This is a genomic window from Actinacidiphila glaucinigra (genome assembly GCF_035918135.1).
Lineage (GTDB): Bacteria > Actinomycetota > Actinomycetes > Streptomycetales > Streptomycetaceae > Actinacidiphila > Actinacidiphila glaucinigra.
Genome location: NZ_CP109144.1, coordinates 8,203,397 through 8,216,006 on the forward strand (window position 1 = coordinate 8,203,397; position 12,610 = coordinate 8,216,006).

A 12,610-nucleotide genomic window follows, 5' to 3' on the forward strand; every position below is an offset into this window, starting at 1 on the left:
CTACGGGGGGACGTGCGTTCCGATCCACCGAACGGCAACAGGGGAGGCGGCCTGCATGGCCCCATCGCGCCACGTGCTCAGCTCCGTCGTCGCAGGCACGGCCGTCGTGCTGCCGCTGGCCCTGGCGGGACCGGCCGCCGCCCACGGCGCACCGGTGTCCCCGGTCAGCCGCGCCGCGGCGTGCGCGTCCGGAAGCGGACAGTACGTGGGGACGGCCGCCTGCCGTGCCGCCGCGGCCGCCAACGGCGGGAGCCGGCCCTTCGCGGACTGGGACAACCTCCGGGTCGCCGGGGTCGCCGGCCGCGACCGCCAGGTGATCCCGGACGGGAAGCTCTGCAGCGGCGGGCTGGCCGCCTTCCGCGGCCTCGACCTGCCGCGCGCCGACTGGCCGGCCACGCGCCTGACGCCGGGTGCCGCCTTCACCATGGCGTACGGCACGACCATCCCGCACCAGGGCACGTTCCGGCTGTACCTCACCAAGGAGGGCTACGACCCGACCCGGCCGCTGACCTGGTCGGCGCTGGCGAGCGACCCCTTCGTGAAGGTCACCGACCCGCCCGTGTCCGGCGGGGCCTACCGCATCGGCGGGCGGCTGCCCTCGGACCGCACCGGGCGGCACGTGCTCTTCACGATCTGGCAGAACTCCTCGACGCCCGACACCTATTACTCCTGTTCGGACGTCGTCTTCCCGGCCGCCGCGGCAAAGGCGCCGGCAAAGCCCGCCAAGCCGGCGAAGCCCGCCGAACCCGCGGCGACGGCGGCCTCCGCGAGCCCCGCGGCCACGGTCTCCCGCGGCGCGGCGTCCCCCTCCGCCGCCCGGACCGCGGAATCCGCCGCGGCCGCCCCGGCCTCTCCGCGGGACGCGGTCCACACGCCTGCCACCCGGCCCGTGGCCGCCGAGAGCGAGGGACCGGGACGCACCCTGCTGGCCCTCGGCAGCGCCAGCCTGCTGGGCGGCATGGCCGCGATCGCCCTGCTGTTCCGGCTGCGCCGTTCACCGGGCACCCGGGGCCGGTAGGCCGGGCCGCAGGGGGGCGCTCGGCCGCGGCCGTGGGATCCTTGCGCGGTGTCCTCGTCCGATCATGCCGGTGCCGTGTTCTTCGACGTCGACGGCACCCTCGTCCCGGGTACGAGTTCGTCCGTCCATCTGGCCGGCTTCCTCGGCCACCGGGACGAGTTGGCCCGGGCCGAAGATGCCTACGCCGCCGGTGAACTGGACGATCGTCAGGTCTCCGAGCTGGATGCCGCGGGCTGGGCGGGGGTTCCCGTGGACCGGGTCTTTGGTTGGCTCGACGGGCTTCCCCTGGTGCCGGGCATCGACGAGACCGTTGCCTGGTGCCGGCGGAACGGGCTGGTGCCCATCCTGGCGACGCTCGCCTGGTCACCCGTCGGCGGTCATCTGGCCGGGCGGTTCGGCTTCCACGCGTTCGGGGGGCCGCGCCTCGAGACGGCCGACGGCCGGTTCACGGGCCGGGTCGCCCGTCATTTCGACGAGTACGACAAACGGGACGTCGCCCTCGCGCAGGCACGGCGGTTGGGGCTGGATCCCCGCGAGTGCGGGGCCGTCGGGGACAGCCGCTCCGACCTGCCGCTGTTCGCCTCCGTCGGATTGAGCGTGGCGTTCAACGCGTCGGCGGGAGCGCGTGACGCGGCGACCGTCACCGTGGACGACGGCGACCTGCGAAGCGTGCTTCCCGCCCTGGGCCGCATGGTCTCCGCCACCGGTTGACGGCCCGCAGCACGGCCCGCAGCACGGACCGGACGACGGGGCGCCTACCGCAGCGGTTCGCTCAGCTCGACGGAGCGCAGAGCGGCCGCCAGGGCCTGTTCGTCGCCGACGTCCAGGGCCGTGTCGGTCAGTTTGAGGACGTGTTCGTCGCCGTGCGCCACGGCCCGTTCGAAGACTTCCTCGGGGGTGAACGTGCCCGGCGGGGTGTACGCGACCGGCGCGTCCGGCGCGTACATCGCGGTCACCGCCGCGGAGGCCGTCCAAGCGGCCCGCAGGCTCGGTACCCACAGGGCGCGGGGGAGGGCGGGCAGGGCGCGCAGGACGGCGTTGGGGGCCGTGGCGGCGTGGACCAGCATCGTCTCCTCGCCGTGGCCGTGGGTGGCGTACCGGTGGGTGGCCGCACGCACCAGTTCGGTCAGGCGGGTGCGGGCTTCGTCCGGGTCCGTGACGGAGGCCGCCCACACCGGCAGGCCCGTGACGCGGCCGAGCCGCGCCGGGAAGCCGCCGTCCCGTACGGCGATGGGCGCCACCGCGTCGAGAGCCGCGGCCGCGCTGCCCGCGCCAGGCAGCGGGGCGAGACCCGCGACGGGGTGGTGGCGGGCGGCCCAGTAGCCGAGGCCGTGGGCGAGTTCGGCCAGACGGGGCGCGGTGGTCTCGCCGGCCAGCAGAGTGCGTACGGCGTGGCCCACCCGGATCACCGGGTGCGTCGAGCCGCCGTACACGCCGGGCAGCAGCCGCGGCCACCACTGCGTGAGCACCTCCCGCCAGGGGTGCTCGGCGATCTCGCGCCCGAAGTAGGCGATCCAGTCGGCGGCGCGGCGCGGATCGCCGAGCGCGGAGCGCCAGTCGGCGGCCGTGACAGGCTCGACGCCGGAGGGGAACTCCTCGAGCTTGCGCGCGTACAGGTCGAGCCAGCGGTGCACGGAAGCGGCCTGCCCGCGGGCGGCGAGCGCCTCGACGGCCATCGGCGCGTGGTTGGTGAGCCGTCCGAGCCGTTCGGGCCCCGATCCGTGCAGTCGCTGTAGCGCCTCGTCCAGGGTCCCTGTCGTATCCATGGCCAGGACAGTAGGCGGGTCACCAGGGCGGCGTAACGGGCCCGGGACGTAAGACCCGGCCCAGGTCAGCCGCCCGGCGTGCTCTTGCCCGGCGTGCTCGTGCCCGGTGCCGTGCCCCTACGGTGCCGGGACGAGGCCGTCGGCGACGAGGCCGGCCAGGACGGCCTCCCCGAGCGCGTGCACCGCGGACTGCGGGCGCACCATCACGGTGAACTCCTTGATCAGGCCCGCCTCGTCGACCTGCAGCAGGTCGATGCCGTGGATGCTCCTGCCGCCCACGGTGGCGCGGAACACCAGCACGGTCGAGGGTGCCCCGGAGCCGTCTGCGCTGGTCTCGACCGTGCCGTCCAGGGTTCCCACGTAGCGGAAGTCCTCGAAGGTGCGCAGCAGGACGCCGAAGAGCCCCATCACCATGGGCTTGCCCTCGAACGGGGTGAACTTCACGGGGCTGTACAGACGGACGTCCTCGTGGAACAGCTCGTCCAGCGCGCTGAGATCGCTGCGCTCGACGGCGGACCGGAAGCGTTCGGCGGCGGTCATGGCTCCTCCTGGTCGTCCGGCTCCGGACGCCGGCACTCAGAAAATTGATTAGTCAGTTTCTTGAGTATCATGGGGAGCGTCCACACGGAAGAGCACGGCACGGCACGCCGGGACGGGCGGGCGGAAGGGGAGCCGGGATGGCCCTGCGGCACGCGGTCCTGGCCGCACTCCTGGACGGGGAGCTCAGCGGCTACGAGCTGACGAAGGCGTTCGACATCGGCGTGGCCAACTTCTGGCACGCCCAGCCGCAGCAGCTCTACGCCGAACTGGCCAGGCTCGAGAAGGAGGGGCTGATCGCGGGCCGGGAGGTCGTCCAGGACAGCCGGCCCAACAAGCGCCTCTTCCACGTCACCGAGGGCGGGGTAGGCGAGCTGGAGCGCTTCGCGGCCGCGGTCGGCAAGCCCTCCTTCATCCGCGACGACCTGCTGGTGGCGGTGCAGGCCGCCGACGTCGTCGACGCCGGGGAGCTGATCGCCCGGCTCGGCGAGCGGGCCGCTTTCGCCGACGCCAAGATCGAGCTGTTCGAACGGCTTCTCGCGCGGATGCGCGGCGACCGCAGCGAGGAGGAGTTCCTCGGCCGCGGCCGCCGCGTCGGCCCGTACCTCACCTGTCTGCGGGGCCTCGCCTTCGAGGAGGGCAACCGGGACTGGTGCCGGCGGGCCGCCGAAGTCCTGCGGCGGCGGGCCCGCGTCGCGGAGGAGCGCTGACGGCTTGCCGCGCCCGGCTCAGCCCGCCCGCAGGGCGGCCGTCAGCCAGGCGACCGCCGGGGACAGGGTGTGGGGTGCCTCCTGGCCGCCCACCCGCGCCAGCAGTTGCCAGTAGCGCTCGTAACGGGAGTCGTGGGAGATCTCCAGCCGTTCGGCCAGCCATGCCCGGAACTCCGGACCGTCCGTTCGGCCGGACAACTCCGCGTAGGCGGCGACGACTTCCTCCACGACCGGCCGGGCCGTCGGCGAGGCCGGGGCGAGACCCGCCGCCACTGCGCCGCCCGCGCGCTCGCGCAGCAACTCGGCCGTCCGGCGGGCCACCGCCGGATCCGGCCGCCCGCCCTCAGCGAGCGCGTTGCTCTGGTCGGCGACGGCCCGGCGGACGCCGGCCCTGAAGTCCTCGTCCTGGATGAGCTCCGCCAGCTCCACCCAGGCGCCCACCTGTTCCGGCGAGGCGTCGTCGGGGAGTCCGGGCAGCGCGGCGCGCATCATGGCCGGGAATCCGGGGTCGACGTCGATGCCGCTCACGATGTGGTCGACGAACTCGTCGACGAGACGGCGGCGTTCACGGTCCGAGAGGGTGGCGAGTCGGTGCATCAGTTCCGTCTCCTGTGGTGAGGCCCCGCGCCCGGCGACCGTCCGCAGTACCGCCTGGCGGATCCGCAGGGCGCGGATCTGCACCTCCAGGGCCTCGGCGTGGGCCGCGGCGACCTCGGCGACGGTGACCCTGCTGTCCAGGATGGAGTGGACGGACGCGAGGTCGATGCCGAGGTCGCGCAGTGTGCGCACGAGGGCCAGGCGGTCCAGCGCGGCCCGGTCGTAGAGCCGGTAGCCGGCGGGTGTCCGATCGGTCGGCGGCACCACTCCGGTGTCCGACCAGTACCGGATGGTCTTCACGCTCAGACCGGTCATCCGGGCCAGGTCACCGATGGTGTGGAGGGTGTCGTCGTCCATGTCCGCCATCCTGGGGTCTCCCGCCGCGGGAGACTCAAGCATGCCCTCCCGGACGGCGCCCGCGCGGGTGCAGATCCGGCCGGGACCGCCACACTCGCCTCATGACTCGTTCCGTGATGCGTCCGCCGTCGCGGTGTGCCGGGGCCTGGACCGCCGTCGCGGTGTTCCTGGCCGGGATCCTCCTGATCATGGCCATGTACCTCTCCGTCGTCTACTGGTACCTGACCCACAACCTCTGCTTCAGCGGACCGGGCTGCCCGGCGTACGACGCCCTCGACCTCACCGTGTACGGGGCGGCCCTCGGCCTCCTCGGCTCGTATTTCGCGGTGACTGCCGTCGTCCTGGCGCGCCGTGGCCACGGGGCCGCCACGGGCGTGCAGGTGGTCTTCCTGATGGGGTGGCTCCTCCTGCTGTCCGTGCTGGCCCTGGAGTCGCTCGCGCGGTGACCGCGGTGACCGCGGTGCCGCACCGCCCGTCCGGACCGGCGGCCCCGGCCGGGCCTCACCAGGCGCGGGCCTCGCGCAGCAGCAGGTCGCGGACGAGGCCGAGGTGCGGGTGGTGGCCGGCGCCCGGGCGCTGGACGAGGTGGGCGGTGTTGATGGGCGGGTCCTCGGGTTCCAGCAGCGGCACGAGCGTCCCCTCGGCCAGAGCGGTGGCGCACAGGTAGCGGGGGAGGACGGTGAAGCCCGCGCCGGCGGCGACGGCGGCCAGCACGCCCCGCAGGTCGGGAACCGTCACGGCGGCCTGGCCGGTGAGTCGGCGGCCGAACACGTGGCGCCAGTAGCGGCGGGCGATCGGCAGGTCCTCGGCGTACGAGACGAGCGGGACGCCGCTCAGCGCGCCGGGGCCGCCGGACGCCACGTCCAGCCGGGCGGCCCGCGACGGGGCGGCGACCAGCACGAACTCCTCGTCCATCAGGGGGACGGCGCTGAACAGCCGGCCGCGCGGGCGGTGCGTGGAGATCACCAGGTCGTGCTGTCCGGCCCGCAGCGACTCCAGCAGGTCGTCGGTGAGCCCGGTACCGATCCGCAGCCGTACGCCGCGCTCGACGAGCGGGGCCAGCGCCGACAGCACACGCTCGCACAGCAGCTCCGCCGGGCCTCCGAGGCGCACCGGCTCGGCCGGGACGTCCGGGTCGCCGTGCCCGCGCTCGGCGACGGCGGCGAGCGCGTCGAGCGGTTCTGCCACCCGGCCGGCGAGCTCGTCGGCGAAGGGCGTGGCGGCGACCCCGCGGGGCAGCCGCTCGAAGAGCTCCCGGTCCAGCTGTCCTTCGAGGGTACGGATCTGGGTGGTCACCGTCGGTTGGGACAGTCCCAGGAGACGCGCGGCGGCGGTGAACGAGCCGGCGCGGTGCACTGCCAGGAACGTGCGCAGCAGGGTCAGGTCCAGCGGCCCGCCTCCCGCGCCGCCGCCGCCGTGCCCCGGGCGCATTCCCGGAGACCCATTGGAATCCGTATGGCTCATGATGGTGATTCTATTGGAATCCGATGGGTGACCCGTCCTACCGTCGTGCTGTCCGGCCCGCCCCGACGCGGGCCGGCGGCAACCTAGCACCCCAAGGAGACCTCACATGGCGAAGATCCTGTTCGTCCTGACCGGCGCCTCGTCCTGGACGCTGTCCGACGGCACCGAGCACCCGACCGGCTTCTGGGCGGAGGAGGCCGTGACCCCGCACCGGATCCTCACCGCCGCGGGGCACGAGGTCGTCGTCGCCAGCCCGGGCGGCGTCGTCCCGGCCGTGGACCGGGGGAGTCTGGACCCCGGGTTCAACGGCGGCGAGGAGGGCGCCAGGGCGGTCGCCGAGGAACTGGAGGCGATGACGGCGCTGCGGCACCCGATCAAACTGGAGGAGGCGGATCTCGACGACTACGCCGCGGTGTTCTACCCCGGCGGGCACGGCCCGATGGAGGACCTCGCCGTCGACCCGGTCTCCGGCCGCCTGCTGACCGCCGCCCTCGACTCGGGCAAGCCGCTCGGCGTCGTCTGCCACGGACCCGCGGCCCTGCTCGCCGCCGAACGCGCCGACGGCGGCTGGCCGTTCGCGGGCTACCGGCTGACCGCCTTCACCAACGCCGAGGAGACCCAGGCCGGGCTCGCGGACCGCGCCCCCTGGCTCCTGCAGGACCGGCTGGTCGCCCTCGGGGCGGACTTCCAGGAGGGCGAGCCCTGGACGCCCCACGTGGTGGCCGACCGCAACCTGATCACCGGTCAGAACCCGGCATCTTCCGGCCCGCTGGCCGAGCGCCTGCTCGCCGCGCTGGACTGAGGCTGGACCGGCCCGCCCGGCGCCCCCGAGGATGGGTTGCCATGAAGTTGAACCCTCCCGCTGCTGACGCAGGGGGATTCCTGGCTCAGGAAGCCCCGCAGGTCAGCAACGCGCAAGGTCTTACTCCCTCAACACCAGCCGGGACGGAACCTGCCCGGTCGTGTACGGCAAAGCTGAGGTGGCTCGTGCTTGGTTCTCGCAACGCGCCGCCGTGCCGGCTTGGTTCTCGCTCAGCACGACACGGACACGACCCGACGGTCTTTACCCCTGGGGGCGAAACCCCGATTCCTGCCCTGCTCCGCAGGGGTCCGCTCCCTCCCCGGTCTGAAGGTCCGGGCATCCTGGGAGGAACCTGGTGAACAGCGTGGCCGACGCCGAGGCCCTGGCCCGCCTGGCGCACGAGGGGCAGACCGACCGCATCGGCGTGCCCTACATCGAGCACGTCCGGGCGGTCGCGGCGGGGCTCGCCGCCTTCGGCCCGGAACTGCAGATGGCCGGGCTCCTGCACGACGTCATCGAGGACACCTCCTGGACCGCCGGCCGGCTGCGCGCCGCCGGCGTCCCGGACCGGGTCGTCGACATCGTCGAGCAGGTGACCAATCAGCCGGGCGTGCCCTACGAGGACAAACTGCGGCGGATCGCCGCCTCCCGTGACGCGGCCCTGGTCAAGATCGCCGACAACGCCCACAACAGCCACCCGGACCGGGCCGCGCGCCTCGACGAGGCGCAGCGGCTGCGGCTGGCCGCCAAGTACCGCCGCGCACGGGCCGTTCTGTGGCCCGCGGTGCCCCGCGAGGACGTGGCGGCCATCCTCGCGGTCGTCAACACTGCGCTGCTACCGGATCTTCCGCCGGCCGGCGGACCGCGGTGACCACCCGCTGCAGGCTGGCCAGCCAGATCGCGGCGTCGACGGCGTAGTACAGCAGCGGGTCCGGTGCCCGGCCGCCCGAGGCCGCGCAGACGTCGGCGATGACGGTGCGGTCCGTGGGCACGCTCCGCTGCGGCGACTCGTCCGGCGCCGGACGCAACGTCCCCGAGCGCAGGTCGTACGTCAGCGGCAGCGTCGTCAGCCGCAGATGGTGCGCCGCGTCCCGCAGGTGCGCGGCGCTCAGCGGCCACGCCGCCAGCGCGCCCGGAGGGCAGTGGTCCACCAGGGTCTGCCCCATGGTCAGGACCCGGTTCCCGGCCAGCATGATCGCCTGGAAGTCCGTCGGCAGGGCAGGCCCGGCCCCGGGGGTGTCGCGTTCGGTCGCGAACTGCGCGTAGCTCGCCTCCGCGATCAGCTGGGCGAGCCGGGCCCTCGACAGCGCGTCGCCCATCGTCCCCGTGCCCGTGATGCAGTCGGTGATCTGGGTGACCGCCCGGGTGCCCTGGTCCAGCAGCCGCGAACAGGCCCGCCCCAGCTCGCCCGTGCCGCCCCGCGGCCAGGCCAGCAGCCCGACGAGGGTGCCGGTCAGCACGCCCGTCACCACGTCCGCGATCCGGAACGCGGCGAGTTCGGGACCCGCGGGGGCGATCTGCGTGAAGGCGGTGGCCACCGCGACCGTGAAGAAGGCCTGGCCCCAGCCGAGTCCGAGCAGCGGCCCCGCGGTGAAGGCCAGGAAGAACACCGGCGGCATCGCGACGGCGTACACCAGCGGGTGGTCGCCCACGAAACCCAGGAGCAGCGCCGCCACTCCGGCCCCGACCAGCGTGCCACGCACCGCGGGGACCACGGTCGTACGGGTGCCGGCGGCACTGGTGCGCATCACCGTCAGCGTCGTCAGCAGCGCCCAGAAGCCGTGCGACAGATCGAGCCCGCCCGCGATCAGCCGCGCCGCGGCCAGCGCCAGCGCGATGCGCACGGCGTTCTGGAAGTAGACCGAGCGCGGCGTGAGATGGGCCCGCATCCGGTGCCCGTACAGCGCGACGGGTGACTGCCCCGCGTACCAGAACGGTCCCGGTCCCTCCGCGGGCCGCGTCGCCTCGGACCGCACCGGCGCGCCGAGCGCGATCCGCACGGACGTGACCAGGAAGGCCGCGGTGTACGCGATGTCGAGCGCGATCGCCCCGTCCCGCACCGTCGTCGCGGAGGCCGCCCCGGACACCGGCCGGCGGGCCCGGTGCTCCTCGAAGGCCTCGGCGGTGGCCGCGCACGGGGCGACCAGGGGCGCCGGCGCCTCGCCCCTCAGGGCCCGGGCGGCGCCGTGGCAGGCGGTGGCCGAGGCCAGCAGCATCCGCGACCGCGCGGCGTCGGGGGCCGGCGGGCGCTCCGCCGCGTCGTCCGCCAACTGCCCGGTCTGCGCCAGCAGGTGCCGCAGGTAGGCGGCGCCCTGGCACAGCGCCCGGTCGCGCGCACCCGCGGACACCGGCCGCTCGTCCTTCGGCACATGGCTCATGCGCAGTTGCTGCGCCGTCTCCAGCAGGCCCTCCGACCGCTCCCGCACCACCGGAGGCTCCAGCGCCAGCGACTGCAGAGCGTCCGCCGCGGCCTCGCACGCGTGGGCGAGCCGGTCCTGGTAGCGGCCCGGCGAAGGATCCGGCCACACCCACAACTCGGCCGCCGCCATCAGCAGCACGCCGACCACCAGACCGCACAGGCGCAGGCCCAGCGTCTCCGGCTGGTACGGCGGGAAGCACGGCAGGATGTAGAACAACTGCAGGCCGTTCGCGAGCCCGACCAGCTTCGGCCCGCCCACTCCCGCGTACGTCACGGCGAAGCCGACCCCGAGCATCCCCAGCGCCGCCGTCCAGTCGCTCACGGCCAGCGCCGTGCCCAGGGCCACCAGCAGCGCGGCCACCGGCAGCGCGGCCAGCAGCGTCCGGGCACGCTCACGCGGCGTACCCGGCACATACGACAGGGCGCCGGAGGCGACCGCGCCGAAGAGCGCGTAGATCGCGACGACCGGGTCGCCGAAGCCGTAGCGCGCCACATAGAAGCTCAGGCACGCCACCAGCGTCACCCGAGCGGAACGGCGCACCGCCCGAAGACCCGGATCACGGGCCCGCACCCACTCCAGCCCACCGCGACCGGGCACCCGCGGCCTCCTCGCTGCTCAGGTCCACGACCCGCCGGACCCCTCAGATCACCGTAGGCCGGGCGGCACCGCCCGGCCACCGCGCCGTCCGCACCGGCCCGCGCCTCACAGGCGTACGGTGACCAGCGCGATGTCGTCCGCCGCGCCCCCGGTGACGCCGAGCCGGGTCAGCAGGGCGTCCGCGAGCGACTCCGCGCCGAGCCCGGGCTTCTCGGCGAGCGCCGAGGTCAACCGGGCCAGGCCCGTGTAGATGTCCTCCTCGCGGCGCTCGATCAGCCCGTCGGTGTAGAGCACCAGCGTGTCCCCCGGCCGGTACGACACGGCCGCCTGCGGTCGGGGGACGTGGGCGGGACGGGCTCCCAGAGGCGGGTCGGTCGCCTGGTCCAGCAGTTCGCAGCGTCCGTCGCCGTGGAGCAGCACGGGCGGCGGATGCCCGGCGCTGCTGTAGCTGATCGTGTGCCGCTCCTTGTCGATCAGCGCGCTGAAGGCCGTGGTGGCGAGGGCGCCTTCCACACAGCGGGCGTACTGGCCGACGATCTCCAGGGCCTTGGCGGGACCGTCGACGGTGCGCATCGCCGCGCTCAGCGCGCTGCGCAGCATCCCCATGACGCTGGCGGCCTCCAGACCGTGGCCCACGACGTCGCCGACCGCCACCGCGTAGCAGCCCGGCGAGAGGTTGACCACGTCGTACCAGTCGCCGCACACGTTCAGCGAGCCCGCCGCCGGCAGGTAGCGCACCGCGATGTCCCCGTGCTGGACCAGGTCCGGGGAGTGCAGCATGGCCTCCTGCAGCGTCAGGGCGACCTTCCGCTCGCGGGCGTGGGCCTCGCGCAGCTGGTCGTTGAGGCGCTGCAGTTCCCGGGCCCGCGCGTACAGCTCGGCCTCCATCGCCTGCTCCCGCTCGCTCAGCTCGGAGCCCTGCAGCCCGTGCCGGTGCCGGCGGGCCTGGACGAACGCCGTCACGTCCTCGACCCGGTGGATGATCCACGCCACCGTGCCGTCCGGCCCGAGGACGGGAGTGTTGATGGGGCTCCACCAGCGCTCCTCGAACCTCCCGGGCTCGGCCACCAGCGGGATGTCGTACCTCTGCGCCGCCATCGTGTCGGGCTCGCGGGAGGTCAGCACCCGGTGCAGGGAGGCGCTGAGGTTGTGCACCCCGTCGGCCAGCGGATCGGCGGGGTTGTCCGGGAACGCGTCGAAGATGTACTGCCCGATCAGGTCGTCCCGGGTGCGCCGGGTCGCCTCCAGGTACGCCCGGTTGACGCTCACGATGACGAGCGCCGCGTCCAGTACCAGGTACGGGCTGGGCGTCGCCGCGAAGAGCGCCGCGTAGTCGATCCGCGGTGCCGCCACGGTGTGCTGCTCGTCGTCCCCCCGCTCGGGCAGGGCCACCCCACCAATCTATAAGGCCTGCGGTTTCCTCACCTGTCGCGCGGCCGGCCGTCCCGGCCGGGCCGCCGGAGCTCAGCCCGAGGCGAGCGAGGTACGGGACTCCAGGTCGCGGCGCGTCGCGTCGCCGTACTCGCCGCTCTCGTCGCCGCGGACTCCGTACCAGACCTGGAAGCGGGCGACGGCCGCCGCGAGGCGCCCGTCGAAGAGGCCGTCGACCGCGCCGCCCGCGTACACGTCCGGGATCCGCAGGAGCCGGGCCTGCAGTTCGCTGACGGCCGGTCCGGTGTCGCCCCGGCGGAGCACCCCGCCGATCGCGCCCGCGCCGGGGGAGCCGGGAGCCGTGGCGGTGGGCGCGCCGGGAGCGGCGGGGGCGGCGCCTTGCGGCGCGCGGGGATGGAGGACGCCGGGGGCGAACAGGGCGAGCGCGAGCGCGAATCCGGCGGCCCCACCGGTGCCGGTCAGCACGGCGACGCGCAGGGCGCGCGTGGTACGCGGGGTGCGCCGAGGCGGCCGTCCCGTCCGGGCCCCGGCCCGGGGGTCCGTACGCGGTGGTGCGGGCCGTGCGGGAGGCGGTGCGGTGCGTGGCAGCGGCTGGGTGTCGGGGCCGCCCTCCCTGGGCGGGCTGGAACCGGCGGAACCGCCGGCCGGGCGGAAGAGGTCGAGGGAGTCCTCCCACGGCTCGTCCGGCCCCCCGGATGCCTCCCGCGCGGGGATGATGCGCGTCGGCTCGATCATGCGGCGCCGTGACGGTCCTCCGCCGGACGGGTTCGGCACAGCGGTCCCCCTGTTCTCCCCCGTCATCCGTTACGGGCCGACCACGCTAGGACCCGCCGGTGGGCAAAGGCCCGGAACCGCCGAATTCGTCGCGGGCCGGGCCGCGTTGGGGTATGCGCGGGCGTCGTCGGCGGCGACCGCGCGGAACCCTGATGACCTTGTGCGGGCCGGTCGCC

General features: G+C 74.6%; 13 protein-coding genes. 6 read left to right on the top strand and 7 right to left on the bottom strand.

Translation table 11 applies throughout. The features are described 5' to 3' along the window. Window positions 1-55: 55 nt before the first annotated feature. Complete coding sequence (locus OIE69_RS37215; RefSeq protein ID WP_326579246.1) at window positions 56-1,018, top strand: lytic polysaccharide monooxygenase; 963 nt, start codon at window positions 56-58, stop codon at window positions 1,016-1,018. A gap of 48 nt (window positions 1,019-1,066) precedes the next feature. After that, window positions 1,067-1,729, top strand: a complete 663-nt coding sequence (locus OIE69_RS37220) for an HAD family hydrolase (RefSeq protein WP_326579247.1) — start codon at window positions 1,067-1,069, stop codon at window positions 1,727-1,729. A 44-nt stretch (window positions 1,730-1,773) separates the two neighbouring features. Here the strand turns inward: OIE69_RS37220 and OIE69_RS37225 are convergent, their stop codons facing one another. After that, window positions 1,774-2,784 carry a questin oxidase family protein gene (locus OIE69_RS37225; protein ID WP_326579248.1) on the bottom strand — a complete coding sequence of 337 codons (1,011 nt, stop codon included), beginning with the start codon at window positions 2,782-2,784 and terminating at the stop codon, window positions 1,774-1,776. Between the two features lie 117 nt (window positions 2,785-2,901). Continuing rightward, window positions 2,902-3,324: a nuclear transport factor 2 family protein gene (locus OIE69_RS37230; protein ID WP_326579249.1), complete on the bottom strand. Its 423-nt coding sequence runs from the start codon at window positions 3,322-3,324 to the stop codon at window positions 2,902-2,904. Between the two features lie 137 nt (window positions 3,325-3,461). On the opposite strand from OIE69_RS37230, the gene OIE69_RS37235 reads away from it, so the two are divergent. Continuing rightward, window positions 3,462-4,031 carry a PadR family transcriptional regulator gene (locus OIE69_RS37235; RefSeq protein ID WP_326579250.1) on the top strand — a complete coding sequence of 190 codons (570 nt, stop codon included), beginning with the start codon at window positions 3,462-3,464 and terminating at the stop codon, window positions 4,029-4,031. 18 nt (window positions 4,032-4,049) lie between these two features. Here the strand turns inward: OIE69_RS37235 and OIE69_RS37240 are convergent, their stop codons facing one another. Next, the gene (locus tag OIE69_RS37240; protein ID WP_326579251.1) at window positions 4,050-4,985 is read right to left on the bottom strand and encodes a MerR family transcriptional regulator; all 936 of its coding nucleotides are present in this window, start codon (window positions 4,983-4,985) and stop codon (window positions 4,050-4,052) included. A 101-nt stretch (window positions 4,986-5,086) separates the two neighbouring features. Between OIE69_RS37240 and OIE69_RS37245 the strand changes: the two genes are divergently transcribed. After that, entirely contained in the window at window positions 5,087-5,431 is a 345-nt protein-coding gene (locus OIE69_RS37245) for a hypothetical protein (RefSeq protein ID WP_326579252.1), read from the top strand. A 55-nt stretch (window positions 5,432-5,486) separates the two neighbouring features. Here the strand turns inward: OIE69_RS37245 and OIE69_RS37250 are convergent, their stop codons facing one another. Next, on the bottom strand, window positions 5,487-6,449 hold the full coding sequence (locus tag OIE69_RS37250; RefSeq protein ID WP_392567615.1) for a LysR family transcriptional regulator: 963 nt from the start codon (window positions 6,447-6,449) through the stop codon (window positions 5,487-5,489). 106 nt (window positions 6,450-6,555) lie between these two features. Here OIE69_RS37250 and OIE69_RS37255 point away from each other — a divergent pair, with 106 nt between their 5' ends. Further along, window positions 6,556-7,251, top strand: a complete 696-nt coding sequence (locus tag OIE69_RS37255; RefSeq protein WP_326579253.1) for a type 1 glutamine amidotransferase domain-containing protein — start codon at window positions 6,556-6,558, stop codon at window positions 7,249-7,251. 355 nt (window positions 7,252-7,606) lie between these two features. Continuing rightward, window positions 7,607-8,122: an HD domain-containing protein gene (locus OIE69_RS37260; RefSeq protein ID WP_326579254.1), complete on the top strand. Its 516-nt coding sequence runs from the start codon at window positions 7,607-7,609 to the stop codon at window positions 8,120-8,122. Here the strand turns inward: OIE69_RS37260 and OIE69_RS37265 are convergent. The 3 genes from OIE69_RS37265 to OIE69_RS37275 all read right to left on the bottom strand — a co-directional run bounded on the left by OIE69_RS37265 (window position 8,073) and on the right by OIE69_RS37275 (window position 12,395). After that, window positions 8,073-10,268: an FUSC family protein gene (locus OIE69_RS37265; RefSeq protein ID WP_326579255.1), complete on the bottom strand. Its 2,196-nt coding sequence runs from the start codon at window positions 10,266-10,268 to the stop codon at window positions 8,073-8,075. The genes OIE69_RS37260 and OIE69_RS37265 overlap by 50 nt on opposite strands. Before the next feature lie 105 nt (window positions 10,269-10,373). After that, entirely contained in the window at window positions 10,374-11,660 is a 1,287-nt protein-coding gene (locus OIE69_RS37270; RefSeq protein WP_326579256.1) for a PP2C family protein-serine/threonine phosphatase, read from the bottom strand. 72 nt (window positions 11,661-11,732) lie between these two features. Next, window positions 11,733-12,395 (bottom strand): peptidoglycan-binding domain-containing protein, encoded by a 663-nt coding sequence (locus tag OIE69_RS37275; protein WP_326579257.1) that lies wholly within the window; start codon window positions 12,393-12,395, stop codon window positions 11,733-11,735. Window positions 12,396-12,610: the final 215 nt, after the last annotated feature.